The organism is Streptomyces tatrensis (assembly GCF_049310065.1).
Lineage (GTDB): Bacteria > Actinomycetota > Actinomycetes > Streptomycetales > Streptomycetaceae > Streptomyces.
This window is the reverse complement of sequence record NZ_JBMDLB010000007.1, coordinates 2427404-2452818: the sequence shown is the minus strand read 5'-3', so window position 1 is coordinate 2452818 and position 25415 is coordinate 2427404. Positions and strand designations below refer to the sequence as shown.

Sequence of the window (25415 nt, the reverse complement as noted above, 5' to 3'; positions counted from 1 at the left end):
GCCTCCGAGGGGCGCGGTGCGGATGGAACGGGCTTCATCGTAGGCAGGACCCGCACCGCGGAAGGGGCTTGTCGCAGGCAGCGCTTAGCATGGGCCGTACGAGAGGGGGGCGCCGTATGACCGATCAGAGCCCCGAGTCGCGAGACCCCTGGGCGCCGCCGGAGCAGCCCGCGGTCGATCTGGGCAAACAGCAGGGCGGGCCGGGGGCGTCGGGGGCGCCGTCGGCACCGGGGGTGCACGACCAGCAGACCGTCACGGGGATGCCGGGGGCGGGCGGATACCCGGGCGGCTACCCGGGCGCGCCGCTGCCGGGGCAGACGCCGCCGGCCGGGACCGGGCCGATATCCGCCGGGGCGCCCGCGCCCCAGCCGGGGCAGACGCCCGCCTACGGGTACCCGGCCGAGCCGGATCCCGCGGGGTACGGATACCCCACCGCGCAGCAGCCGGTCCAGCAGCCCGGATACCAGGGCTACCCCGGTGACACGGGCTATCCCGGATACCAGGGCCATCCCGGATACCCGGGCGGCGGCGGATACCCGGCGTACCCGCCCAGGAGCAACGGCTTCGGGGTCACGGCGCTCGTGCTCGGGATCCTCGCCGTGGTCACGTGCTACTTCGGCCTGCTGTTCGGCGTTCCTGCCGTCATCTTCGGCGTGCTGGCACGTGGCAAGGCCAAGCGCGGCGAGGCGGACAACGGGGGCATGGCGCTGGCGGGCATCATCACGGGCGCGGTCGGCATCGTGCTCAGCGCCCTGTTCATCGCGCTCATCATCCTCGGCGTCATGTACGGGGACAGCAGCTCCGACACCGACTCGGACTACTTCTCCCCGTACGAGAACACACAGGTCCTCCACCGGGGTTGAGCCGCGCTCGGCGGGCACGGCGGAGGGCCGGACGGGGACGGTACGCGTCCCTGCCCGGCCCTCCGCCGTGCCGTCAGGCCAGGCGGCCGTGTCCGGCTGCCCCTGACCGAAGCCTCCAACCCTGCCCCGGTCCGAGCCCCTATCCCTATCCCTGCCCCTGCCCGGTCTCCCAGGGCCACCTGGCGTCCCGGCCGTCCTCGATCAGGGACACCATGCGGAAGGCCGCGTCGGTGAGACCGCCGAAGGTGTGCCGGTTCGAGGCTCCGGAGGGCGCGTGGCCCACCTGGTAGCCGGCGAGGTTCCAGGTGTAGACGGGGACCGTGTCCGGCACCAGGGCCGTGGGGTCGCCGCCGTAGGAGTACGTGGTCTGCTCGTCGGTGACGATCAGCACCCGGTCGTGCCCCGCGTAGTGCGCGGCCACCGCCTTCGCCGTGCAGGTGCCGCCGAGGTCCTCGAACCGTTCGAGGACCTTCAGCACCGACTCGCCCCGCCGGAAGCCGACCGCCTTGCTGGTGGAGCCGAACTGCACCAGGTCCGCGTCCTCGGCTCGCAGCGCCAGCGCCGTTCCGAAGACGGCCGCCGCGTCGGCCCGGTTGAGCTGCGAGCGGTCCGACAGCGGCGACCACATCGACCCGGACCGGTCCACCAGGACCAGCGTCCGCCCGGGCAGTGCCGGTACGTGGGCCAGGGAGTGGCCCAGCGCCCGCTCCAGCGGGTACGCCCAGCGCAGCGAGGGCGCGTGCTGGTGGGCGGCCAGGTAGCGGAAGGGGAACTGCCGGGCCCGGGCGACGGTCTCCGGGTCGGAGATCTTCGCCGCGACCCGCTCGGCCACCGCGTCCGACACCCCGGCCCCGTCGAAGTTGCGCAGGTTGCGCAGCAGCGCCATGGCGCCCATGGACGGGATGACCGCCTCCCAGGCGGCCGCGTCCGTCGGCCCCTGCAGCCAGCCGGCCAGCGCCTCCCAGGTCATGCCCGCAGTCGCGAGCCGCTCGGCGCCGTCCGCGGCGGTGACCACGGCCCGGCGCTCCGCCACCGGCAGCTCCATCAGGGCCCGGTGCGCGAGCAGGGTGCGGTTGCCCGCCGGGACCTCGGCGGTCTCGGGGTTGTGCCGGCGGTCGAGGGCGTACCGGAACAGCTCGCCCTGCCAGGGCTTGTCCGGGTCGGGGGAGGCGTGCACGAGGTTGAGCACGTCGCCGAAGCGGTAACCCCGGGAGGCGGTGTCGTACTTCAGCAGCGAGGTGCCGGAGTAGAGGCGGCGCACGGCGTCGGCGATCCCGCGCTTGACGGGCTTGGGCACGTTGCGCCCGCACGTGGCGGTCCAGTAGCCCAGCAGCTCGCCGGGCTCGTCCGCGCGCAGCAGTACGGAGTCCACGACCTGCCGGTTCGAGGGCCCCCCGGTCGCTCCGGCGTCGAGCCGCGCCTTGACGTATTCGGCGGCTCCGACGAGCGAGGCCGTCCGCATGTTGCCGTCGCGTCGCAGCCAGCCGAGCAGGCCCGCGGTCCACGCGGGGTCCTCCACGGCGAGGCCGCGCACGAGCGCGGCGAAGCGGTCGTCGCGGTCGTCGCGGGCGCCGCCGGACTCGTAAGCGGTCCGCTGCGTCACGAAGTTGGCGACGGCGAGCAGGAACAGCTCGGAGGACAGGGCGGCACCGGCCGCCCCGACGGGTGCGGCCGGTCTGCCCGATCTGTGGATGTGAGAGCTGACGGGCTCCATCCGTGATGGCCGCAGGTTGAAGCGAGCCATGTTGAATCCTCCCCCGCCCGAAGAACGGGGGATTCCTGGCTCACGCTGCCTGACGCCCCGGCGGGACGAAAGGTCTTCTGCGATCAGCGCCAGCCGGGTTGAAACCAGCCCGGAACAGCGGAAATGCGAAAAGAGGATGTGCGTGCTTGGTTCTCGTACGCACCTTCCACCCCAAGCCGTACTCCGGTGGTGAGAGGAATGTGCCGGAACCCAGAGAACGCTGGAAGCCATGCCTGGTTGTCACAGCCCCTTGGTCCGGAAGCAAGCTGGACGCGGGGTGCCGATGACGGGACTCGAACCCGCGGCCGCCCCATTAACAGTGGAAGTAAGTCTCACCTGCGCACCTGGACAAGGACACGCTAGACGCACACCCTCGCGGGCCGCGAGCGATTAAAGCCCCGCCCGCAGCCGCTCGCGCGCCTCCATGAGCGCGAACCCCAGCAGGTTCAGGCCGCGCCAGCGCGCCGGGTCCAGCGCGCGCTCGTCGTCGGCGGCCAGTCCGATGCCCCAGATCCGGTCCATCGGGCTCGCCTCCACCAGGACCCGCTCCCCGGTCGAGAGCAGGTACGAGGTCAGCGCGGGGTCCGAGCCGAACTTGTGCACGCTGCCCTCCACCACCAGCGCGAACCGCTCCCGCTCCCACACCACGTCGTCGAAGCCGCGCACCAGCCGCCCGGCCTTCTTCGCCTCGGCCGGAGTCCTGGCCTCCAGCGCCGCCCGCTCGGCTTCGGGATCTTCGAACAGGCGCGCCTTTCCAGCCATCATCCAGTGCTCGGCGGTGGCGTACCGCACGTCACCCACGGTGAACTCGGACGGCCACCACTGGCTGAAGCAGCTCGGTCCGAGCGTCCCGTCGGGCCGCGGGCGATGTCCCCAGAACGGCAGGAACTTCAGCCTTTCACCCCGGCTGACCTGCCCGATCAGTTCCTCGATCTTCTCCATGCATGCGAGTCTCGCAGGAGCACCGGACACTTCGTACGGGATTTCGGGCGCGCCTCGACACATGGTCGACCGATTCCGTCGCGTAATCAAAAGGCAACAACGGAATCACTTGGCCGAGGGGTGTACCTCTGCCAGGATCGGCACTCAATTCGAGCTGTAGCTCGAACTGTAGCTACGGAGAGCGTGAGAGCGTGATGGGCAACCGCTTCCAGGTCAAGGTCCAGGTCAAGGACCGATTCGCCGAAGGCGCGCAGTACATCGACGGGCAGCTGCGGCCCGGCACGTCAGGACGGTCACACACCGTGATCGACCCCGCCACGGGCGAGGAGGTGCTCACCTACGAGCTGGCCTCCACCGCCGACGTGGACGCCGCCGTCGCCGCCGCCAAGCGGGCCTTCCCCGGCTGGTCCGGGGCCACCCCCGGGGAGCGCTCCGACGCGCTGCACCGGCTGGCCGGCGTGCTGGCCGAGCGGGCCGAGGAGTTCGCGTACGCGGAGTCCCTCCAGTGCGGCAAGCCGGTCAAGCTGTCGACGGAGTTCGACGTACCGGGGACCATCGACAACACCGCCTTCTTCGCGGGGGCCGCACGCCACCTCCAGGGGCAGGCCGCCGGGGAGTACTCCGGGGACCACACCTCGTACGTGCGCCGCGAGGCGATCGGGGTCGTGGGCTCCATCGCGCCGTGGAACTATCCGCTGCAGATGGCCGCCTGGAAGATCCTTCCGGCGATCGCCGCGGGCAACACCATCGTCCTCAAGCCCGCCGAGCTCACCCCGCTGACCTCCCTGATGTTCGCCCAGGCGGCCAAGGAGGCGGGCCTGCCCGACGGCGTGGTCAACATCGTCACCGGCGCCGGCCGGGACGCGGGCGAGCACCTGGTCGGCCACCCGGACGTGGTCATGACCTCCTTCACCGGGTCCACCGCCATCGGCAAGCGGGTCGCGGAGATCGCCACCGCCACCGTCAAGCGGCTCCACCTGGAGCTCGGCGGCAAGGCCCCCTTCCTCGTCTTCGACGACGCCGACCTGGAGGCCGCCGCCAACGGCGCCGTCGCCGCCTCCCTGATCAACACCGGCCAGGACTGCACGGCCGCCACCCGTGCCTACGTCCAGCGCCCCCTGCACGACGCCTTCGTCGCCCGGGTCGCCGAGCTGATGGAGACCGTCCGCGTCGGAGACCCCTTCGACCCGTCGACCGACCTCGGCCCGCTGGTCTCGCACGCGCACCGCGACCGGGTCGCCGGTTTCGTCGAGCGGGCCCGTGCGTACGCCACCGTCGTCACCGGCGGTGAGATCCCGGGCGGAGAGCTCGCGGACGGCGCGTACTACCGGCCCACCCTCATCTCCGGCGCCGCCCAGGACAGCGAGGTGGTCCAGTCCGAGATCTTCGGCCCGGTCCTCGTGGTCCTGCCCTTCGACACCGACGACGAGGGCATCGCGCTGGCCAACGACACCCCGTACGGTCTCGCCGCCTCCGCCTGGAGCCGTGACGTGTACCGGGCGAACCGCGCCACCCGCGAGATCCAGGCGGGCTGCGTCTGGGTCAACGACCACATCCCGATCATCAGCGAGATGCCGCACGGGGGCTACAAGGCCAGTGGCTTCGGAAAGGACATGAGCACCTACTCCTTCGAGGAGTACACGCAGGTCAAGCACGTGATGTACGACAACACCGCGGTGGCGGCGAAGGACTGGCACCGCACGATCTTCGGGGACAGAACCTAACACTTCGCGGCTCCCGCCGCGGGGCAGTTGCCGCCCGACCAGCGGCCCGCACCCATCCCGAAAGGGCACCTCCCATGGAGCAGTTCGAGCCCGACCGCCTCTCGGCGGCGCAACTCGCCGCGATGCGGCGCAGCCTCACCACCGGGCGCGGCGCCCTCACCCGCCGCTCCGTGCTGCGCGCCTCCGGAGTCGGGGCGCTCACCCTCGGCGGCCTGTCCGCGCTCGCCGGCTGCGGCATCCCGCCGGCCAAGCGCGCGGAGGGCAACGCCGCGGCCTCCGACGACCACTCGGCGCAGGAGAAGGAGATCAACTTCTCCAACTGGACCGAGTACATGGACACCAGCGAGGACGAGAAGTCCCGTCCCACGCTGGAGGAGTTCACCAAGCGGACCGGTATCAAGGTCAAGTACACCGAGGACATCAACGACAACGTCGAGTTCTTCGGCAAGATCAAGCCCCAGCTCGCGGCCGGCCAGGACACCGGCCGCGACCTGATCGTCGTCACCGACTGGCTCGCCGCGCGCATCATCCGGCTCGGCTGGGCCCAGAAGCTGGACCCCTCCCAGCTCCCGCACGCCTACGCCAACCTGATCCCGCAGTTCCGCAGCCCCGACTGGGACCCGGGCCGCGCGTACAGCTACCCGTGGACCGGCATCAACACCGTCATCGCCTACAACACCAAGGCGACCGGCGGGAAGAAGGTCGACTCCGTCACGCAGATGCTGGACGACCCCTCCCTCAAGGGCCGCGTCGGCTTCCTCACCGAGATGCGCGACAGCGTCGGCATGACCCTGCTCGACCAGGGCAAGGACCCGGCGAACTTCACCGACGCCGACTACGACGCGGCGATCGGCCGGCTCCAGAAGGGCGTGGACAAGAAGCAGATCCGCCGCTTCACCGGAAACGACTACACCGCGGACCTCGACAAGGGCGACCTCGCAGCCTGCCTGGCCTGGGCCGGCGACGTCATCCAGCTCCAGGCCGGCAACCCGGACATCCAGTACGCGATCCCGGCGCCCGGCTACATCACCTCCAGCGACAACCTGCTGGTCCCCGTGAAGGCCCGGCACAAGGCCAACGCCGAGCGGCTCATCGACTACTACTACGAGCCCCCGGTCGCCGCCCAACTGGCCGCGTACATCAGCTACGTCTGCCCCGTCGAGGGCGTCAAGGACGAGCTGGCCAAGATCGACCCGGAGCTCGCGGACAACGTCCTGATCGTTCCCGACAAGGCGATGGCCGCCAAGTCGCACGCCTTCCGCTCCCTCACCGGTGAGGAAGAGACGGCGTACGAGGAGAAGTTCGCCAAGCTCATCGGAGCCTGACGGGTCCCGCCGCGTCCCCCGCCGGCGATGACACCCGTACCGGCACCTGCCCCTTCCACGACACACCACCGAAGGCCCAGGCCCATGACTGACAAGACCGAAGGCGGCGACGTCCGCCTCGCCGGGATCAGCAAGCACTACGGATCCTTCACCGCCGTGCACCCGCTGGATCTCACCATCCCCCAGGGGTCCTTCTTCGCCCTGCTCGGCGCCTCGGGCTGCGGGAAGACCACGACCCTGCGCATGATCGCCGGCCTGGAGGAGCCCTCCACCGGCACCGTCAGCCTCGGCGACCGCGAGGTCACGCACCTGCCGCCGTACAAGCGCCCGGTCAACACGGTCTTCCAGAGCTACGCCCTCTTCCCGCACCTCGACGTCTCGGAGAACATCGCCTTCGGGCTGCGCCGCCGCGGCATCAAGTCGGTCAAGAAGCAGGTCGACGACATGCTGGAACTGGTCCAGCTCGGCCAGTTCGCCCGGCGCAAGCCGCACCAGCTCTCCGGCGGCCAGCAGCAGCGCGTCGCAGTCGCCCGCGCGCTCATCAACCACCCGCAGGTCCTGCTCCTCGACGAGCCGCTCGGCGCCCTCGACCTCAAGCTGCGCCGCCAGATGCAGCTGGAGCTCAAGCGGATCCAGACCGAGGTCGGCATCACCTTCGTGCACGTCACGCACGACCAGGAGGAGGCCATGACCATGGCCGACACGGTCGCCGTGATGAACGGCGGCCGCGTCGAGCAGCTCGGCGCCCCCGCCGAGCTCTACGAGAACCCGAAGACGACCTTCGTGGCGAACTTCCTCGGCACCTCCAACCTCATCGAGGCCGAGGTCCTGGAAGCCGGCGCCTCCGACGTCGTCGTCTCCTCGGCCGGTACGAAGCTGCGCGTCCCGGCGGCGCGATGTTCGACCACGCCCCGCGCCGGCGGCAAGCTGCTGGTCGGGGTGCGCCCGGAGAAGATCTCCCTGGTCCACGCGGACGCCGAGGACACCATCGAGACCGGCCGCAACAAGGTCGCCGGCAAGATCGTGGCCTCCTCCTTCATCGGAGTCTCCACCCAGTTCGTCATCGACAGCCCGGTCTGCCCCGAGCTGGAGGTGTACGTCCAGAACATCGAGCGCGACGCCCGCCTCACCCCCGGCGCCGACGTGATACTGCACTGGAACCCGGACCACACGTTCGGCCTCGACGCCGCCCAGGACATCGACGCGGGCATCGAGACGGTGGGAGAGTCCGCGTGAGCACGACCGTCGCGCCGCCCCAGGCGCCCGCCCCGGCCGAGCCCCCGGTCCACAAGCCGTCCCTGAAGAAGCGCCTGATCCCGTACTGGCTGCTGCTCCCGGGCATCCTGTGGCTGCTCGTCTTCTTCGTGCTGCCGATGATCTACCAGGCCTCGACCTCGGTGCAGACCGGCTCCCTCGAAGAGGGATTCAAGGTCACCTGGCACTTCCAGACGTACTGGGACGCCTTCACCGAGTACTACCCGCAGTTCCTGCGCTCCCTGCTCTACGCCGGCACCGCGACCGCGCTCTGCCTGCTGCTGGGCTACCCGCTGGCCTACCTGATCGCCTTCAAGGCGGGCCGCTGGCGCAACCTGCTCCTGGTGCTGGTCATCGCGCCGTTCTTCACCAGCTTCCTGATCCGCACCCTCGCCTGGAAGACGATCCTGGCCGACGGCGGCCCGGTGGTCGACGTCCTCAACACGGTCGGCTTCCTGGACGTCACCAGCTGGCTCGGCATGACCGAGGGCGACCGCGTCCTCGCCACGCCGCTCGCGGTCGTCTGCGGTCTGACGTACAACTTCCTCCCCTTCATGATCCTTCCGCTCTACACCTCGCTGGAGCGCATCGACACCCGCCTCCACGAGGCGGCCGGGGACCTGTACGCCCGTCCCGCCACGGTCTTCCGCAAGGTGACCTTCCCGCTGTCCATGCCGGGCGTGGTCTCCGGGACGCTGCTCACCTTCATCCCGGCGAGCGGCGACTACGTCAACGCCGAACTGCTCGGCTCCACGGACACCCGCATGATCGGAAACGTCATCCAGTCGCAGTACCTGCGCATCCTCGACTATCCGACGGCGGCCGCGCTGTCCTTCATCCTCATGGCCATCGTGCTGGTCATGGTCACCATCTACATCCGCCGAGCGGGGACGGAGGACCTGGTCTGATGAAGAGCGCCACCACCTGGCTGCGCCGCAATCTCGTCGTGATCGCGGGGCTCGGCACGCTCGCGTACCTGATCCTGCCGAACGTCGTCGTCACGGTCTTCTCCTTCAACAACCCCACCGGGCGGTTCAACTACGCCTGGCAGGAGTTCTCCCTCGACGCGTGGAAGGACCCCTGCGGGGTCGCCGACATGTGCGGGTCCCTGTCCCTGTCGCTGCAGATCGCCCTGTGGGCCACCATCGGCGCGACCGTGCTGGGCACCGCGATCGCCTTCGCGATGGTCCGCTACCGCTTCCGCGGGCGCGGCGCGGTCAACTCGCTGATCTTCCTGCCGATGGCCATGCCCGAGATCGTGATGGCCGCGTCCCTGCTGGCCCTCTTCCTCAACATGGGCATCCAGCTCGGCTTCTGGACGATCCTGATCGCCCACGTCATGTTCTGCCTCAGCTTCGTCGTCGCCGCCGTCAAGGCCCGGGTGCTCTCCATGGACCCCCGCCTGGAGGAAGCGGCCCGCGATCTCTACGCCGGACCCGTGCAGACCTTCCTGCGCGTCACCCTGCCGATCGCGGCCCCCGGCATCGCGGCGGGCGCGCTGCTCTCCTTCGCGCTCTCCTTCGACGACTTCATCATCACCAACTTCAACTCGGGCAACACCGTCACCTTCCCCATGTTCGTGTGGGGATCGGCCCAGCGCGGTACGCCTGTACAGATCAACGTCATCGGCACCGCGATGTTCGTCATCGCGGTCCTGGTGGTGCTGGCCGGCCAGATGGTCGCCAACCGCCGCAAGAAAGCACAGCCCAAGTAACACCTGTAGGGAGTTGGAAGACATGGCCCCAGACGCCATGCGCACCGCTGCACGATCTCTTTCCGAAGCGAAGCCGGTCTCGTACTGGCTGGACGACCCCGGCAAGCCCGCCGCCGAGCCCGCCCTCACCGGGGACGAGCACTGCGACCTGCTCGTCATCGGCGGCGGCTACAGCGGCCTGTGGACCGCGCTGCTCGCCAAGGAGCGCGACCCCGCCCGGGACGTCGTACTGATCGAGGGCCACGAGGCGGGCTGGGCCGCCTCGGGCCGCAACGGCGGGTTCTGCGCCGCCTCGCTCACCCACGGCCTCGCCAACGGGATGGCCCGCTGGCCGGACGAGCTCGCCAAGCTGGAAGACCTCGGAGCGCAGAACCTCGACGCCATCGAGGAGGCGGTCGCCCGCTACGGCATCGACTGCGACTTCGAGCGCAGCGGCGAGATCGACGTGGCCACCGAGCCGCACCAGGTCGCGGAGCTCCGCGAGTTCCACGCGGAGGCCGAGCGGCTCGGCCTCGCCGGCCGCTCCGAATGGCTGGATGCGGACGCCGTACGGGCCGAGGTCGACTCCCCGACCTTCCTCGGCGGGATCTGGGACCGCGACGGCGTCGCCATGCTCAACCCGGCGAAGCTCGCCTGGGGCCTGAAGCGGGCCTGCCTCGAGCTGGGCGTACGGATCTACGAGAACACGCGCGGGCTGGACCTGACCGGCTCGGGGGAGGGGATGGCCGTGCGGACCCCGTACGGGCGGGTCTTCGCCCGCCGGGTGGCGCTGGGCACCAACATCTTCCCGTCGCTGGTCAAGCGGGTGCGCCCGCTGACCGTCCCGGTCTACGACTACGCGCTGATGACGGAGCAGCTCACCGAGGAGCAGCTCGCCTCGATCGGCTGGAAGAACCGGCAGGGCCTCGGCGACAGCGCCAACCAGTTCCACTACTTCCGGATCACCCCGGACCGGCGGATCCTGTGGGGCGGCTACGACGCGATCTACCCCTACGGCGGCAAGCTCGACGCCGAGCACGACCACCGGCCCGAGACGTACCTCAAGCTCGCCGAGCACTTCTTCACCTGCTTCCCGCAGCTGGAAGGGCTGAAATTCAGCCATGCGTGGGGCGGGGCGATCGACACCTGCTCGCGCTTCTCCGCCTTCTTCGGCACCGCCCACGCGGGCAAGGTCGCCTACGCGGCCGGCTACACCGGGCTGGGCGTCGGGGCCACCCGCTTCGGCGCCGACGTGATGCTCGACCTGCTCTCCGGGGAGAAGACCGAGCGCACCGAGCTGGAGATGGTCCGCTCCAAGCCGATGCCCTTCCCGCCCGAGCCCTTCGCCTGGACCGGCATCACGATGACGAAGTGGTCGCTGGCCCGGGCCGACCGGATGGGCGGGCACCGCAACCTGTGGCTGAAGACGCTGGACCGCTTCGGTCTCGGCTTCGACAGCTGAGGCCGCGCGGCCGGCGCCGCACCGGTGCACGGCTGCACCGGTGCACCCGCCGCACCGGTGTGCTGATCAGGTAAGCGACCTCCGCACGCCCCGGGCGTACATCGCCACCGGCAGTGTGACCTGCTTCACTGCCAAGGAGTAACGAAACCCGCGTCATACCTGCGCCCGGCCCCGCTCTCTCCTGTGAGAACGCTTCACCTCATCACAGAGAGCGGAGGCCGGGCGATGGCGATCCCGGGGGACAAGACGGCAGTGGAATGGCTGGTCTCGGTGGCGCCCGATCCGGACGCCTGCCGGTGGGAGTGGGAGCGCAACCCCCTCGGGGTCGCCCTGCTGCCCGCCGGCCGCCGGTGGGACGTGCTGATCCTGCCGGGGGAGCTGGGACACACCACCCTCGAAGTGCTGGACTCGCTGCTGGAGCGGCCCGGCCCGGTGCTCGCCGATTTCGGCGACTCCAGGCTGGGCTTTTTCGTGCCCCCGGGCACGGCGTCCCGCTGGGTCGGGACGGGCGTACGGGGAGCCGGTCACGGGACCTGGATCGTCGTCCCGTACCCCGGCCGGGCCACGGGCGGGGTCCGCTGGCTCGTGGTCCCGGACGGGCAGGGCACGCTCACCGATCCGGTGGTGCTGGAGCTCGCGATGCACGAGGCGGCGGCGCGCGTCGTGGGGCGGGGAGGCGGCACGTCTTGACAAGGGCATTGGTCTGGACCATCTTGGGCGCCGCTGTGCCTTCCCCCACCGCTTCCCCACCAGCGGCCCGGCTCCATCCCCCCATGCACCGGAGGCAGTTGTGCGCCCCACTCGTCCTGCCGGCACCACCCGCCCCGCCAGACCCACCGTCATACGCTCCGTGCTGTCCCTCCTTACCGCCGCCGCCCTCGCGGCGGCCGGCCTCCTCGCCACCGGCCAGAGCGCCGCGGCGGCGGACGCCGATCTCGTCCGCAACGGCGGCTTCGAAGCCGGCCTCGACGGCTGGAGCTGCTCGGCCGGCAGCGGAGCCGCCGTCAGCGCCCCCGTGCACGGCGGCACTTCCGCCCTCAAGGGCACCCCGGCCGGGCAGGACAACGCCCGCTGCTCCCAGACCGTCACCGTCAAGCCCGACTCCGCGTACACGCTGAGCGCCTGGGTGCAGGGTGCGTACGTCTACCTCGGCGCCACCGGCACCGGGACCACGGACCCGCAGACCTGGACGCAGACCCCGGGTGCCTGGAAGCAGCTGAGCACGAGCTTCCGTACCGGCGCGAGCACCACCTCGGTGACCGTGTACACGCAGGGCTGGTACGGCCAGCCGCCGCAGTTCACCGACGACGTGACCCTCGTCGGCCCCGACCCCGGCGGCTCCGGACCCGGCCCCCAGATCCCGGCCGCCCCCACCGGGCTCACCGCGTCGGCCTCCTCCTCCACCACCGTCGGCCTCTCCTGGGCGTCTGCCACCGGGGCCACCTCGTACAAGGTCTACCGGGACGGCGCGAACCCGACCACCGTCAGCGCCACCTCGGCGACGGTCACCGGGCTCACCGCCTCCACGACCTACTCCTTCCAGGTCAGCGCGGTCAACGCGGCCGGCGAATCCCCCAAGAGCGCGGCCGTCCCCGTGACCACGCCCAGCGGCGGCGGCAACCCCGGCAACCCGGGCCTGCCCGCCCACGCCCTGGTCGGCTACCTGCACGCCAGCTTCGCCAACGGCTCCGGCTACGTCCGGATGGCCGACGTACCCGCCTCGTGGGACGTCATCAACCTGGCCTTCGGCGAGCCCACCTCGGTCACCTCCGGTGACATCCGCTTCCAGCTCTGCCCGGTCAGCGAGTGCCCGACCGTCGAATCGGCCGCGGAGTTCAAGGCGGCCATCAAGGCCAAGCAGGCCGCCGGCAAGAAGGTCCTGATCTCCATCGGCGGCCAGAACGGCCAGGTCCAGCTGGGCACCACGGCGGCCCGCGACACCTTCGTCGCCTCCGTCGGCAAGATCATCGACGAGTACGGGCTCAACGGCCTCGACATCGACTTCGAGGGCCACTCGCTCTCCCTGGCCACGGGCGACACCGACTTCCGCGCCCCCACCACCCCGGTGATCGTCAACCTGATCTCGGCCGTGAAGACCCTGAAGGCCAAGTACGGCCCGGACTTCATCCTGACGATGGCCCCCGAGACCTTCTTCGTCCAGCTCGGCTACCAGTACTACGGATCCGGCCCCTGGGGCGGCCAGGACCCGCGCGCCGGCGCCTACCTCCCGGTCATCCACGCCCTGCGCGACGACCTCACCCTGCTCCACGTCCAGGACTACAACTCGGGCTCGATCATGGGCCTCGACAACCAGTACCACTCCATGGGCGGAGCCGACTTCCACATCGCCATGACGGACATGCTGCTCACCGGCTTCCCGGTGGCAGGCAACACCGCCCGCGTCTTCCCGGCGCTGCGCGCCGACCAGGTCGCCATCGGCCTCCCGGCCACGACCAACGCGGGCAACGGCCACACCTCCCCGGCGGAGGTCAACAAGGCACTGGACTGCCTGACGAAGAAGACGAACTGCGGGACCTACCAGACCCACGGCACCTGGCCCGCCCTGCGCGGCCTGATGACCTGGTCGATCAACTGGGACCGCTTCGGCAGCTGGGAGTTCTCGAAGAACTTCGACGCCTACTTCGGCGGCTGACCAGCGGCTGAGCGACCGTCGGACGCGGCAGGGCCGGGGCGTGCACGCCCCGGCCCTGCCGTGCTCCGCACCGCGAGCAGCAGCGGCGTGCACATCAGGAGGCTGGCCAGGACGTCCAGGGGCCAGTGGTAGCCGCGCAGGATCAGCCCCGTCGCCGTCAGGGCGGTGAGGGCGGCCGCGAGGGGGAGGGGCCAGCGGCCCCGGATGTACGGGCGCACGAGCAGGGCCGCGCCCACGTACGCCACGTACGCGGTGGCCGTGTGGCCCGAGGGGTAGTAGCCGGAGGCCCAGGGCTCCAGGGGGCCCGGCCGGCCGGTCCACTCCTTGAGCGGGACCACCAGGGCCGGCACCAGGGCCATGGCCAGCGCCGCGGTTGCCGCGCCCCGGCGGTTGCCGCGCCACGCGGCGTAGCCGGCCGCGAGGAGCAGGACGGGGACCGCGACCGGGACGTTGCCGAAGTCGGAGAGGCGCTGGGTGACCGCGTCGGGGACGGTGCGCACGAGGGCCCGGCTGAGGGCGGCGTCCGGGACCAGCAGGGGCCCGGACACGAGGACCTGCCAGGTGATCAGGGCGAAGAGCGCGACGCAGAGCGCGCCGAGGCCGTAGGGGAGAGTGGCCGGCCGCCCCGGAACAGGGGGGGTGGTTCCGGGGCGGCCGCCCGGATCGGGTTGCCGGGCGCCCCGGGGGGTTTGGGGCGAGCGGCCGTCCGATCGGTGAAGAGTGTGCGCGAACGCATGCCCAGTGCGGCGCTGGGGAAGCCCGGTACTGGTGTCGCTTCCGGTTTCCCGGGAGCGGGGTGTCTCACTCATCTGCAGAAACCGTACGGCAGCGGAAGGGGGACCGACAGCGGGAAAACGCTCCCGCCATCGGCCCCCCACACCTTCTTCACAGTGCCCGACCGTTACCCGCGGTAGTGATCGCTTGGTGATCGAGGATCGCGCCTCCGCGTTCTACCGGGCGTGTCAGACGTTCGACCGGAGTGTCGGTCGGTACGTCGATCAGAGGGTCGCGAACGCGGCCTCGATGACGTCCAGGCCCTCGTTCAGCAGGTCCTCGCCGATGACGAGCGGCGGCAGGAAGCGGAGCACGTTGCCGTAGGTGCCGCAGGTGAGGACGAGCACGCCCTCGGCGTGGCAGGCCTTGGCGAGCGCGCCGGCCGCCTCCGGGTTCGGGGTCTTGGACGCGACGTTTTCAGGAGTGTCGGTCTTGACGAGCTCGATCGCGATCATGGCGCCGCGGCCGCGGATGTCGCCGACGATGTCGTACTTCTCCTGGATCGCCGTCAGGCGGGCCTTCATGATGGACTCGATCTTCTTCGCCGCGGCGTTGAGGTCGAGCTCCTTCATGGTCTCGATGGAGCCGAGCGCACCGGCGCAGGCCACCGGGTTGCCGCCGTAGGTGCCGCCCAGGCCGCCGCCGTGCACGGAGTCCATCATCTCGGCGCGGCCGGTCACGGCGGCGAGCGGCAGGCCGCCCGCGATGCCCTTGGCGGTGGTGATGAGGTCGGGGACGATGCCCTCGTCCTCGCACGCGAACCACTGGCCGGTGCGGCAGAAGCCGGACTGGATCTCGTCGGCGACGAAGACGATGCCGTTGTCGTTGGCGAACTTCACGATCGCCGGGAGGAAGCCCTTGGCCGGCTCGATGAAGCCGCCCTCGCCGAGGACCGGCTCGATGATGATCGCGGCGACGTTCTCGGCGCCGATCTGCTTCACGATGTTGTCGATCGCCTGGGCGGCGGCCTCGGGGCCGCAGTTCTCGGCGCCGGTCGGCCAGCGGTAGCCGTAGGCGACCGGGACGCGGTAGACCTCGGGGGCGAACGGCCCGAAGCCCTGCTTGTACGGCATGTTCTTCGAGGTCAGGGCCATCGTGAGGTTCGTACGGCCGTGGTAGCCGTGGTCGAAGACGACGACGGCCTGGCGCTTGGTGTACGAACGGGCGATCTTGACGGCGTTCTCGACGGCTTCGGCGCCGGAGTTGAACAGCGCCGACTTCTTGGCGTGGTCACCCGGGGTGAGCTCGGCGAGGGCCTCGCAGACCTCCACGTAGCCCTCGTAGGGGGTGACCATGAAACAGGTGTGGGTGAAGTCGGCGAGCTGCGCGGCGGCACGGCGCACGACGGCCTCGGCGGAGGCGCCGACCGAGGTCACGGCGATGCCGGAACCGAAGTCGATCATGCGGTTGCCGTCGACGTCCTCGATGATGCCGCCACCCGCGCGGGCCGTGAAGACGGGAAGCACGGAGCCCACGCCACCGGCCACCGTCGACAGACGGCGGGCCTGCAGCTCCTGCGACTTGGGGCCGGGGATCGCGGTGACGATGCGGCGCTCCTGCGGGACAGCGGTCATAGGGGGCTCCTGGGGGGTGGGGGTGTTTTCGGACGCACTTGTGTCTTTGTCCGCAGGCTAGGCCCGGGAGGCGTGGTCCTGCATGCTCCGTTCGGGAGTGGTGCCCGCGTGTCCTTGTCCGTGACGGCCATAGGAAGGAATCCGCGCCTGTCTTGTGGATCACGACCGGGTACGGGCCGCGCGGCGGCGACGGCCACTAGATTGAGCGCGCAGCGTGGTGCAGGGCATCGCAGGGCAGTGCGGTAACGGGCAGGGGGCAGGGGTTACATGGACACCGACGGTACGCACGGCGGGGGCCGCGGCAGTTGCGGCGGCTCGCCCGGCGTGGGGGCCGGCGGGCCCCAGATCCCCCGGCCGACCGGACCGCCGCCCTCGCCGCCGCGACCGGTGATGGCCCCGCCGCCGCCCGCGTACGCACCGGGGAGCCCCGGCGCGGGCGTGGCCGGCGCTTTGCAAGGGTCTCCCTTCACCGCTTGGCTGAGCGTGCCGCGGCCGGAGGCGAAGCCCGGCATCTGGCGCTACGCCTACACCCCGGCCGCGCCGAAGCCCGAGACCACCGAGCGGGCGCTGATCGTGCGGGTCGTGGTCTCCTTCCTCGTCTTCTTCGTGTGCTGGCAAGCCTTCCTCGACGGGAACCTCCCCTTCGTCGGGTCCCCGCTCTACTACTTCACCCCGGACAGCTGGTGGGGCGGCGGCCTGGCCAACGAGCCGATCGACCACCGGGGCCAGGCGGCCCGGGAGGTCTACGTACTGCTGGTCACCGTGGGACTGCTCCTCGGCTTTGCCAAGATGGGCGGCTGGCGGACCGCCTTCGACCGGCTGATCGCCGCCCGCGGCCCCTGGTACCGCGCGCTGGGCGCCGCGGCAGGAGCCTTCACCGTCGGGCTGCTCATCGAGAGCGAGACCCTCGTGGTCTATCCGCTGGTCTTCTCGCACCTGCCGTACGCGGAGCTCGGCACGGCAGGCGGTGCGGTGATCACCTACGTCCTCTACGTACTGATCTACGCACCTGTGGTCCTCGTCTTCGCCCGCCTCGGCGGCTGGGCCACCCTGCTGGCCGGCCTCCGGGCTCCCGCCCTTCCCGCCGGTGCCCCGCACGCAGTGAGCCCGGACGGCCCGGACTCCCCGGCCGGCTGGCCACAGCTGCGGGCCGCCGGGCTGTCGGCGTCCGCGGACCGGCTGGCCGCGGAGGCCCGGGCGGGGCGCATGAACGACGTCGACCACGCGCGGATCGGTCGGGCCTGGGAGTCCGTGAAGGCCGACCCCTCGCGCCGCCCCGCCTTCGTGGAAGCCGTACAGGACAAGGGCGCGGCCGCCTGCGGCCACCCGTCGGGCGCCCGGGACCTGCCGGGCCGCACCGCCTCCCACGACCTGACCGTCGGGCAGGTCAGGCTCGGCCGGGTCACCGATGCCGAGCCCAACCCCCAAGAACGCCGCGGGACCGGGCTGGCCCTCGACCCCGGGGTGCTGGGCACCTCGGTCCTCGCCGTCGGCCCCTCGGGCTCGGGCAAGACCCACCGGCTGGTCAGGCCGGTCGTGGAGTCGCTGGCCCTCCAGGCGCTGGCCGGGAGGGCCGCCGTGATCGCTGTCGGAGCCGCAGGAGCCCAGCTCGGGCCCGACGACGCCTACGACATCGTGGTGCGCCCGGGTGACCCCGGATCCGTTCACGACCTCGACCTCTACGGCGGGACCGGGGACTCCGACGAGGCGGCCTCCTTCCTCGCCGAAGCATTCGTGGGAGACCTGCCGGGCGTCGACGTACGCCGGTCGGCAACGGCCCTCGCCCAGATCCTCGGCCCGTTCCGTGCTGCGTACGGCCGCTTTCCGGCCGTGCCCGAGCTGCGCGCGCTGCTCGAACAACTGCCTGAGGCGCTCGGGGCGCTGCGTCACGAGCTGGAGCGTTCCGGGCAGCAGGCCATGCTGCGCGAGCTCGATGCCCGGGCGCGGCAGCACGCCGCCCACGGCGACCCGGGACCCGTGCTCGCGGACAGGGTGGCGCTGCTCGACCGGCCGGCGTTCCACGGCTTCTTCGACACCGCCGGCGGTGGACGGCCCTTCTCCCTCCGCGCTCTGGGACACCCTGTGCGGGTCCGCGTGGATCTTCCGGAGCGTGGCCACCCGGATGCCTCCCGGCTGCTCGCGCGGCTGCTCCTCGCCCAGTTCAACGCGGCGGCCGCGGCCCGTGCCGACCGTTCCCTCTTCGCCTTCCTGGTTCTCGACGACGCCTCGCACACCCTCACCGCCGAGGCCGTGCGCAGCATGCAGGGGCTCCGCTCGGCCAACGCGGGAGTCCTGCTGGCGCTGCGCACCCTGGACGACGTACCCGAAGCGCTGCGTACCCCGCTCCTCGGAGCGGTCGGCTGCCGGATGGTCTTCTCCGGAATCACCACGTGGGACGGCAAGTGGTTCGCCGACGCCTGGGGAACCGAGCTGGTCGAGACGCGGGACGTCACGAGCCGTACGGTCTACGCCGACCAGCCCTTCACCCGGGCCGTGCACGCGGTGCGCAAGGTGATCACCGGCAAGGCGGTCACCACGGACGCGGTCACCGTGCGGAAGGTGGAGCGGGAACGCTGGTCGGCCTCTGCTCTCGCCAACACCGTGCCCCCCGGCCACGCCGTGCTCTCCCTCACCTCCGTCCGCGGCGAGCGGGCCGCCCCGCTGCTGGTGCGGCTCGGGGGTCAGGGCTGAGGGGGAGGACATCGCCGGGACGGGGTGAACCCGTACGGGGTGGCAGAATCAAGAGAGCCGTTCGTACGACACGGCGAAATCCGCGGTGGTGGTCCACGGCGAGAATCCTCCGTCGGCACCTCGCCGCCGCCGCACCCTCCTCCCTCTTCCTAAGGCGCCCCGGTACCCATGCCGCTCACCCTCGCCTCGCTCGTCCAGCACTCGGCGCTCAAGCTCAGCGTCCGGGCCGGGGAGGGCCGCCTCGACACCCCCGTGCGCTGGGCCCACGTCAGTGAGCTCGCCGACCCCGTCCCCTACATGGAGGGCGGGGAGCTCCTCCTCATCACCGCGATGAAGCTGGACGCGGAGGACCCCGAGGAGATGCGGCGCTACGTCCGCAGGCTCGCGGCGGCCGGGGTCGTCGGCATCGGCTTCGCCATCGGCGTGAACTACGACGCCGTGCCCGAGGCGCTCGTGGAAGCCGCCACTGCCGAGGACCTGCCGCTGCTGGAGGTGCCCCGGCGCACCCCGTTCCTCGCCATCAGCAAGGCCGTCTCCGCCGCCCTCGCCGCCGACCAGTACCGGGCCGTGACCGCGGGCTTCGAGGCGCAGCGCGAGCTGACCCGGGCCGCGCTGTCCGCCGACGGGCCCGCCGAACTGCTGACGAAGCTGGCGGCGCACGTGCACGGCTGGGCCGCCCTGTACGACACCTCGGGCGCCGTCGTCGCGGCCGCGCCCGACTGGGCCGCGCGCCGGGCCGCCCGGCTCACCCCCGACGTGGAACGCCTGCGGGAGCGCCCGGCGCCGGCCAGCGCCGTGGTCGGCGGCTCCGAGGACCGCGTCGAACTCCAGTCGCTGGGCACCGGGCGGCGGGCCCGCGGAGCCCTCGCGGTCGGCACCGGGGCCCCGCTCGGCACGGCGGAGCGGTACGCCGTGCACTCCGCGGTCGCCCTGCTGACCCTCACCACCGAACGCTCCCGCTCCCTGCACGACGCGGAGTCCCGGCTCGGCGCCGCCGTGCTGCGCATGCTGCTCGCCGGCCAGGCGGAGCACGCCCAGGCCGTGGCCGGGGACCTGTACGGGGCCCTGCTCGACGCGCCGTTCCGGATCCTCGTGGCGGAACCCGCCCTGGCCGGCACGGCCCAGCCGGAGGGCCTGGCGCTGCTGGCCGACGCCGTGGAGTCGGCGGCGGCGCGCACGGGGGAGACCCTGCTGGTGGTGTCGGAGCCGGGCCGCCTCGTGGTCCTGGCGTCCGATGGCGGATCGGCGGTCCAGGCGTGTGGGGAACACGCGGAGGCCCTGGAATCCCGGCGCGGCCGGGAAACGGGCGAGCCGGAGCCGGACGAGCTGGTCCTCGGCCTGTCGGCGCCCGCGGTGGCCTCCGGCGTGGCGGCGGCCTTCAAACAGGCCGACCAGGCCCTGGCCGTGGCCCGGCGGCGCGGCCGCCCCATGGTCGAACACGAGGACCTGGCGGCGGGCTCGGTCCTGCCGCTGCTCGCCGACGACGCGGTACGGGCCTTCGCGGACGGCACGCTGCGGGCGCTGCGCGAGCACGACGAGAAGGGCCGGGGCGACCTGGTGGCCTCCCTCCAGGCCTGGCTCTCCCGCCACGGGCAGTGGGACGCGGCGGCGGCCGACCTGGGCGTCCATCGCCACACGCTGCGCTACCGGATGCGGCGGGTGGAGGAGATCCTCGGCCGTTCCCTGGACGACCCGGACGTCCGCATGGAGCTGTGGCTCGCCCTGAAGGCCACCTCGGCCCCGACGTAACCCCGACCGGGCGCTCGGACCGGCCGCTGCGCGGGGCGGGAGCCCCTACCAGCCCTTCCACCGTTCCCCGGGCTCCGCCCGGACCCTTGCCGCGTGCGGCGCCGTTCCCGGGGGCGGAGCCCCAGGGGGTCCGGGGCGCAGCCCCGGGGAACGGGCGAAGGGCTGGTAGGGGACTCCGCCCCGCGCAGCGGGTGCCCGCACCCGCGCAGCCGGGCCGCCCGGGGCCCCGTACGAGCCCCCGGCGGGGCCCCGCACGGGCGGCGGCCGCCCCGACACTGACAAAGCGGCGCGCCGCGCCACGCACGTACTCCACGCCGGACAAACGCCGAAACCCCGGCGGAGTCCTACGGTGGAGGGGACAAGGACCCACCGCACACACTCCGAAGGGCCGGGATCAGCATGACTTCCACCCACGCCTTCTGGCTCGCCGGCCGCCAGGCCACGGGCGACGACAGCTTCGACGTCCACTCCCCGTGGGACGGCCGCCTCGTCGGTACCGTGAGCGTCCCGACCGACGCCCAGGTCGAAGAGGCCGTGGCCGCCGCGTACGCCGTGACCGCGGAGTTCTCCGCGACCCCGGCCCACGTACGCGCCGAGGCCCTGGCCCACGTCGCCCGCCGGCTCGCCGAGCGCACCGAGGAGATCGCGCTGCTGATCTCCGCCGAGAACGGCAAGCCGATCAAGTGGGCCCGCGGTGAGGTCGGCCGTGCGGTGTCCGTGTTCCGCTTCGCTTCGGAAGAGGCCCGCCGCTTCAACGGCGGAGAGGCCCAGCGCCTGGACACCGACGCCGGCGGCGTCGGCCGTCTGGCCCTGACCCGCCGCTTCGTCAAGGGTCCGGTCCTGGGCATCGCGCCCTTCAACTTCCCGCTGAACCTGTGCGCCCACAAGGTGGCCCCCGCCATCGCCGTCGGCGCGCCGATCATCCTGAAGCCGGCCCCGGCCACCCCGCTCTCCGGTCTGATCCTCGGCGAGCTGCTCGCCGAGACCGACCTGCCGGCCGGTTCCTGGTCCGTGCTGCCCGTCGCCAACGACAAGATGCCGGAGCTGGTCAAGGACGAGCGCCTGCCTGTCATCTCCTTCACCGGTTCGGACAAGGTCGGCTACGCCATCCAGCAGGCCGTGCCCCACAAGCACTGCACCCTGGAGCTCGGCGGCAACGCCGCGGCCGTGGTCCTGGAGGACTGGTCCTCGGAGGCCGACCTCGACTGGGCCGCGACCCGCATCGCGACCTTCTCGAACTATCAGGCCGGCCAGTCCTGCATCGGCGTGCAGCGCGTGATCGCCGACGCGACGGTCTACGACCGCCTCGTCGAGAAGGTCGTCGCCAAGGTCCGCGAGCAGGTCACCGGCGACCCGAACGACTCCGCCACCGACGTCGGGCCCCTCGTCTCCGAGGACGCCGCCAAGCGGGTCGAGTCCTGGGTCGACGAGGCCGTGGCCGCCGGAGCCAAGCTGCTCACGGGCGGCAAGCGCGAGGGTGCCTCGTACGAGCCCACCGTCGTCGCGGAGGTGCCCGCGGGCGTGACCCTGGCCACCGAGGAGGTCTTCGGACCGGTCCTCACCCTGCGCCGGGTCGAGAACACCGACGAGGCCTTCGCCGCCGTCAACGACTCGAAGTTCGGTCTGCAGGCCGGCGTCTTCACGCGGAACATCCAGACCGCGTTCCGCGCCCACCGCGAGCTGGAGGTCGGCGGCGTGATCGTCGGCGACGTCCCGTCCTACCGCGCCGACCAGATGCCGTACGGCGGCGTCAAGCAGTCCGGTGTGGGCCGCGAGGGCGTGCGCTACGCGATGGACGACTACACCTACGAGCGGGTCCTGGTCCTCAGCGGCCTCGACATCTGACCGAACTCGTACGGCCACCAAGCCGACGGCCGGAGCCTACTGTGCGGGGGCTCCGGCCGTCTCCTTTTGCCGCGGGGACCGCGGGACCTGTCACCCCGGGGCCCCCGGAGCCGCAGGCCGCGGACGCCGTGTGGCAGGGTCGTGAGCGCCCGCGTGCGCAGCTCCACGCCGCCGGGCGAGACGATCCCCGGCCGACGAATCGAGTCGCACGTGTCCTACCTGGTCCGCCACCGCGCCGTTGCAGACCCCGCCCTGCGCCTGGTGTGCTTCCCGCACGCGGGAGGCGGCGCGGGGTTCTTCCGCGACTGGCCCCGGCACCTGGATCCTTCGGTCGAAGTCGTGGCAGTGCGGTACCCGGGACGCGAAACCCGCATGGGCGAAGCGCTGATCCCGACGATGGACGCGCTGGTACCGCAGGTCGCCGTGGAACTCCTGGCCGAGACTCCCGTGCCCACGGTGCTGCTGGGCCACAGCATGGGCGCGGCCGTGGCGTACGAGAGCCTCCTGCGCCTCGAAGCCGCCGGGGCGGACCACGTCACGCGTCTGTGCGTCTCGGGTCGCGGACTCCCCGCTCCCACTGCCGTGCTCCCTCCGCGCACGGACGAAGAGCTGATCGCGGCCGTCACCGACCTGGGCGGTCCCCACGTGGAGGTCTGGAGCCACCCGGAACTGCGCGAGCTGTTCCTGCCGGTCATCCGCAACGACTTCCGCCTGATCGACACCTACCGCCGCCGCGAGGACGCTCCACTGCTGCGCGCGGACGTCGTGGCCCTCACGGGTGACCGCGATCCCCGCGTCACCCCGCTCGGCGCCCGGGCCTGGTCGACGGTCACCACGGGCGCCTTCGCCTCCCACGTCTTCGAGGGCGACCACTTCTACCTCGTCCCCCACGCGGAGCAGGTCGCCCACCTGGCCGTGGCCCGTCACGGCGCCTGAGCGCGCCCTGGCGTCCGAGCGCGCCCGAAGCCGAGCGCGCCCGAAGCCGTGTGCGCCGATGGGGGGACGCTCCGGACGTCCCCCTTTTACCGCCGCTTCCCCGCCGCCCGAAACGGGTACGACTCACTGGTAGCACCCACCGGTAAGCACCCCCTCTCTCGGCGGCGAGGTGAGCCCCCTCATGTCCGCAACACAGCCCGGCGACAGCGAGACCCAGCCCGCACGGCCCGTACCGCCCGCACAGCCCAAGGTGACCGAGCGCGAGGCACGGCAGGTCGCGGAAGCGGCCCGGGAACAGAACTGGCAGCGGCCGAGCTTCGCCAAGGAGCTGTTCCTCGGACGGTTCCGGCTCGACCTGATCCACCCCCACCCGCTCCCCGCCGAGGAGGACGTCCGGCGCGGGGAGGCCTTCCTGGCCAGGCTGCGGGAGTTCTGCGAGACCTCCATCGACGGGGCGCGCATCGAGCGCGAGGCGAAGATCCCCGACGAGACCGTGCGCGGGCTGAAGGAGCTCGGCGCGCTCGGCATGAAGATCGACCCGAAGTACGGGGGCCTCGGCCTCACCCAGGTGTACTACAACAAGGCGCTCGCCCTCGTCGGCTCCGTCAGCCCGGCCATCGGCGCCCTGCTCTCCGCCCACCAGTCGATCGGCGTACCGCAGCCGCTGAAGATGTTCGGCACCCAGGAGCAGAAGGACGCCTACCTGCCGCGCTGCGCGACCACCGCCATCAGCGCCTTCCTCCTCACCGAGCCGGACGTCGGCTCCGACCCGGCGCGCCTGGCCACCACGGCGGTCCCGGACGGGGAGGACGCGTACGTCCTGGACGGCGTGAAGCTCTGGACCACCAACGGGGTCGTCGCCGACCTGCTCGTCGTCATGGCCCGGGTTCCCAAGAGCGAGAACCACCGCGGCGGGATCACCGCCTTCGTCGTCGAGGCCGACTCGCCGGGCATCACCGTCGAGCACCGCAACGCCTTCATGGGCCTGCGCGGCCTGGAGAACGGCGTCACCCGCTTCCACCGGGTCAGGGTCCCCGCGGCCCAGCTCATCGGCGCCGAGGGCGCCGGCCTGAAGATCGCGCTGACCACGCTGAACACCGGCCGGCTGTCGCTGCCCGCCATGTGCGTGGGCGCGGGGAAGTGGTGCCTGAAGATCGCCCGCGAATGGTCCGGCGTACGCGAGCAGTGGGGACGTCCGGTCGGCCTGCACGAGGCCGTCGGCGCCAAGATCTCCTTCATCGCGGCCACCACCTTCGCCCTGGAGGCCGTGGTCGACCTGGCCTCCCAGATGGCCGACGAGGACCGCAACGACATCCGCATCGAGGCCGCCCTCGCCAAGCTCTACGGCTCCGAGATGGCCTGCCTGATGGCCGACGAGCTGGTCCAGATCCGCGGCGGGCGCGGCTTCGAGACCGCCGAGTCCCTCGCCGCCCGCGGCGAGCGGGCCGTGCCGGCCGAGCAGATGCTCCGCGACCTGCGCATCAACCGGATCTTCGAGGGATCCACCGAGATCATGCACCTGCTGATCGCCCGCGAGGCCGTGGACGCCCACCTGTCGGTGGCCGGCGACCTCATCGACCCGGAGAAGGCCCTGGGAGACAAGGCGAAGGCGGGCGCCCGCGCCGCCGGGTTCTACGCCCGCTGGCTGCCGCAGCTCGCCACCGGCGCCGGGCAGGTCCCCGGCTCCTACCGGGCCTTCCACCCGAGCGGCCACCCCGACCTCGCCACCCATCTGCGCTACGTCGAACGCGGGTCGCGCAAACTCGCCCGGTCGACCTTCTACGCCATGTCCCGCTGGCAGGGCCGGATGGAGACCAAGCAGGGGTTCCTCGGCCGGATCGTCGACATCGGCGCCGAGCTCTTCGCGATGAGCGCGGCCTGCGTGCGCGCCGAGCACCTGCGGGCCTCCGGCGAGCACGGCCGCGAGGCCTACCAGCTGGCCGACGCCTTCTGCCGGCAGTCCCGGCTCCGCGTGGAGGAGCTCTTCGGGCGGCTCTGGGACAACACCGACGACCTGGACCGCAAGGTCGTCGCCGGGGTCCTGAACGGCGCCTACACCTGGCTGGAGGAGGGAATCCTGGACCCCTCAGGCGACGGACCGTGGATCGCCGACGCCACCCCCGGCCCCTCCACCCGCGAAAACGTCCACCGGCCGCTGCGCTGACCTGAAATCATCGCCGGACATC

Annotated in this window: 18 protein-coding genes and 1 tRNA gene; 14 read left to right on the top strand and 5 right to left on the bottom strand. The window is 71.8% G+C overall.

The window, feature by feature from the left end; all coding sequences use genetic code 11:
• The first annotated feature begins 116 nt into the window (after window positions 1-116).
• A complete protein-coding gene (locus ACODT5_RS14275) occupies window positions 117-863 on the top strand; it encodes a DUF4190 domain-containing protein (protein WP_422519521.1) in 747 nt (248 codons plus the stop codon).
• A 145-nt stretch (window positions 864-1008) separates the two neighbouring features.
• Here the strand turns inward: ACODT5_RS14275 and ACODT5_RS14270 are convergent, their stop codons facing one another.
• The 3 genes from ACODT5_RS14270 to ACODT5_RS14260 form a co-directional block, all read right to left on the bottom strand.
• A complete protein-coding gene (locus ACODT5_RS14270; protein WP_422519520.1) occupies window positions 1009-2607 on the bottom strand; it encodes a TROVE domain-containing protein in 1599 nt (532 codons plus the stop codon).
• A gap of 278 nt (window positions 2608-2885) precedes the next feature.
• A tRNA-Ser gene (locus ACODT5_RS14265) sits at window positions 2886-2947 on the bottom strand.
• A gap of 50 nt (window positions 2948-2997) precedes the next feature.
• Window positions 2998-3549 (bottom strand): NADAR family protein, encoded by a 552-nt coding sequence (locus tag ACODT5_RS14260; RefSeq protein ID WP_422519519.1) that lies wholly within the window; start codon window positions 3547-3549, stop codon window positions 2998-3000.
• Between the two features lie 194 nt (window positions 3550-3743).
• On the opposite strand from ACODT5_RS14260, the gene ACODT5_RS14255 reads away from it, so the two are divergent.
• The 8 genes from ACODT5_RS14255 (at window position 3744) to ACODT5_RS14220 (ending at window position 13660) form a co-directional block, all read left to right on the top strand.
• A complete protein-coding gene (locus ACODT5_RS14255) occupies window positions 3744-5273 on the top strand; it encodes a gamma-aminobutyraldehyde dehydrogenase (protein WP_422519658.1) in 1530 nt (509 codons plus the stop codon).
• A gap of 74 nt (window positions 5274-5347) precedes the next feature.
• Window positions 5348-6598: a polyamine ABC transporter substrate-binding protein gene (locus ACODT5_RS14250; protein ID WP_422519518.1), complete on the top strand. Its 1251-nt coding sequence runs from the start codon at window positions 5348-5350 to the stop codon at window positions 6596-6598.
• Window positions 6599-6682: 84 nt separating this feature from the next.
• Window positions 6683-7834: an ABC transporter ATP-binding protein gene (locus ACODT5_RS14245; protein WP_422519517.1), complete on the top strand. Its 1152-nt coding sequence runs from the start codon at window positions 6683-6685 to the stop codon at window positions 7832-7834.
• A complete protein-coding gene (locus tag ACODT5_RS14240) occupies window positions 7831-8760 on the top strand; it encodes an ABC transporter permease (protein WP_422519516.1) in 930 nt (309 codons plus the stop codon). The genes ACODT5_RS14245 and ACODT5_RS14240 overlap by 4 nt, the downstream gene beginning before the upstream one ends.
• The gene (locus tag ACODT5_RS14235; RefSeq protein ID WP_243337599.1) at window positions 8760-9566 is read left to right on the top strand and encodes an ABC transporter permease; all 807 of its coding nucleotides are present in this window, start codon (window positions 8760-8762) and stop codon (window positions 9564-9566) included. The genes ACODT5_RS14240 and ACODT5_RS14235 overlap by 1 nt, the downstream gene beginning before the upstream one ends.
• 22 nt (window positions 9567-9588) lie before the next feature.
• The gene (locus tag ACODT5_RS14230) at window positions 9589-11007 is read left to right on the top strand and encodes an NAD(P)/FAD-dependent oxidoreductase (RefSeq protein WP_422519515.1); all 1419 of its coding nucleotides are present in this window, start codon (window positions 9589-9591) and stop codon (window positions 11005-11007) included.
• A 225-nt stretch (window positions 11008-11232) separates the two neighbouring features.
• The gene (locus ACODT5_RS14225; RefSeq protein ID WP_422519514.1) at window positions 11233-11697 is read left to right on the top strand and encodes a hypothetical protein; all 465 of its coding nucleotides are present in this window, start codon (window positions 11233-11235) and stop codon (window positions 11695-11697) included.
• Window positions 11698-11857: 160 nt separating this feature from the next.
• Window positions 11858-13660 carry a chitinase gene (locus tag ACODT5_RS14220; protein ID WP_422519513.1) on the top strand — a complete coding sequence of 601 codons (1803 nt, stop codon included), beginning with the start codon at window positions 11858-11860 and terminating at the stop codon, window positions 13658-13660.
• Here the strand turns inward: ACODT5_RS14220 and ACODT5_RS14215 are convergent.
• Window positions 13645-14469, bottom strand: a complete 825-nt coding sequence (locus ACODT5_RS14215) for a phosphatase PAP2 family protein (RefSeq protein ID WP_422519512.1) — start codon at window positions 14467-14469, stop codon at window positions 13645-13647. The genes ACODT5_RS14220 and ACODT5_RS14215 overlap by 16 nt on opposite strands.
• 189 nt (window positions 14470-14658) lie before the next feature.
• A complete protein-coding gene (gene gabT, locus ACODT5_RS14210) occupies window positions 14659-16008 on the bottom strand; it encodes a 4-aminobutyrate--2-oxoglutarate transaminase (RefSeq protein ID WP_422519511.1) in 1350 nt (449 codons plus the stop codon).
• 267 nt (window positions 16009-16275) lie between these two features.
• Between gabT and ACODT5_RS14205 the strand changes: the two genes are divergently transcribed.
• The 5 genes from ACODT5_RS14205 (at window position 16276) to ACODT5_RS14185 (ending at window position 25393) form a co-directional block, all read left to right on the top strand.
• Window positions 16276-18699, top strand: coding sequence for an ATP/GTP-binding protein (locus ACODT5_RS14205; protein ID WP_422519510.1), 2424 nt, complete (start codon window positions 16276-16278; stop codon window positions 18697-18699).
• A 168-nt stretch (window positions 18700-18867) separates the two neighbouring features.
• Entirely contained in the window at window positions 18868-20448 is a 1581-nt protein-coding gene (locus tag ACODT5_RS14200; protein ID WP_422519509.1) for a PucR family transcriptional regulator, read from the top strand.
• 399 nt (window positions 20449-20847) lie between these two features.
• Window positions 20848-22293, top strand: a complete 1446-nt coding sequence (locus ACODT5_RS14195; RefSeq protein ID WP_327255191.1) for an aldehyde dehydrogenase family protein — start codon at window positions 20848-20850, stop codon at window positions 22291-22293.
• Between the two features lie 153 nt (window positions 22294-22446).
• A complete protein-coding gene (locus ACODT5_RS14190) occupies window positions 22447-23229 on the top strand; it encodes a thioesterase II family protein (protein WP_422519508.1) in 783 nt (260 codons plus the stop codon).
• Between the two features lie 181 nt (window positions 23230-23410).
• A complete protein-coding gene (locus tag ACODT5_RS14185; RefSeq protein WP_422519507.1) occupies window positions 23411-25393 on the top strand; it encodes an acyl-CoA dehydrogenase family protein in 1983 nt (660 codons plus the stop codon).
• Window positions 25394-25415 lie beyond the last annotated feature (22 nt).

What these genes read in the sequence shown, in the direction of transcription:
- ACODT5_RS14185 (WP_422519507.1), top strand. Translation starts at nt 23,411, where the DNA reads ATGTCCGCAACACAGCCCGGCGACAGCGAGACCCAGCCCGCACGGCCC.
- ACODT5_RS14215 (WP_422519512.1), bottom strand. Translation starts at nt 14,469, where the DNA reads ATGAGTGAGACACCCCGCTCCCGGGAAACCGGAAGCGACACCAGTACC.
- ACODT5_RS14230 (WP_422519515.1), top strand. Translation starts at nt 9,589, where the DNA reads ATGGCCCCAGACGCCATGCGCACCGCTGCACGATCTCTTTCCGAAGCG.
- ACODT5_RS14235 (WP_243337599.1), top strand. Translation starts at nt 8,760, where the DNA reads ATGAAGAGCGCCACCACCTGGCTGCGCCGCAATCTCGTCGTGATCGCG.
- ACODT5_RS14195 (WP_327255191.1), top strand. Translation starts at nt 20,848, where the DNA reads ATGACTTCCACCCACGCCTTCTGGCTCGCCGGCCGCCAGGCCACGGGC.
- ACODT5_RS14275 (WP_422519521.1), top strand. Translation starts at nt 117, where the DNA reads ATGACCGATCAGAGCCCCGAGTCGCGAGACCCCTGGGCGCCGCCGGAG.
- ACODT5_RS14205 (WP_422519510.1), top strand. Translation starts at nt 16,276, where the DNA reads ATGGACACCGACGGTACGCACGGCGGGGGCCGCGGCAGTTGCGGCGGC.
- ACODT5_RS14255 (WP_422519658.1), top strand. Translation starts at nt 3,744, where the DNA reads ATGGGCAACCGCTTCCAGGTCAAGGTCCAGGTCAAGGACCGATTCGCC.
- ACODT5_RS14225 (WP_422519514.1), top strand. Translation starts at nt 11,233, where the DNA reads ATGGCGATCCCGGGGGACAAGACGGCAGTGGAATGGCTGGTCTCGGTG.
- ACODT5_RS14245 (WP_422519517.1), top strand. Translation starts at nt 6,683, where the DNA reads ATGACTGACAAGACCGAAGGCGGCGACGTCCGCCTCGCCGGGATCAGC.
- gabT (WP_422519511.1), bottom strand. Translation starts at nt 16,008, where the DNA reads ATGACCGCTGTCCCGCAGGAGCGCCGCATCGTCACCGCGATCCCCGGC.
- ACODT5_RS14270 (WP_422519520.1), bottom strand. Translation starts at nt 2,607, where the DNA reads ATGGCTCGCTTCAACCTGCGGCCATCACGGATGGAGCCCGTCAGCTCT.
- ACODT5_RS14200 (WP_422519509.1), top strand. Translation starts at nt 18,868, where the DNA reads ATGCCGCTCACCCTCGCCTCGCTCGTCCAGCACTCGGCGCTCAAGCTC.
- ACODT5_RS14250 (WP_422519518.1), top strand. Translation starts at nt 5,348, where the DNA reads ATGGAGCAGTTCGAGCCCGACCGCCTCTCGGCGGCGCAACTCGCCGCG.
- ACODT5_RS14260 (WP_422519519.1), bottom strand. Translation starts at nt 3,549, where the DNA reads ATGGAGAAGATCGAGGAACTGATCGGGCAGGTCAGCCGGGGTGAAAGG.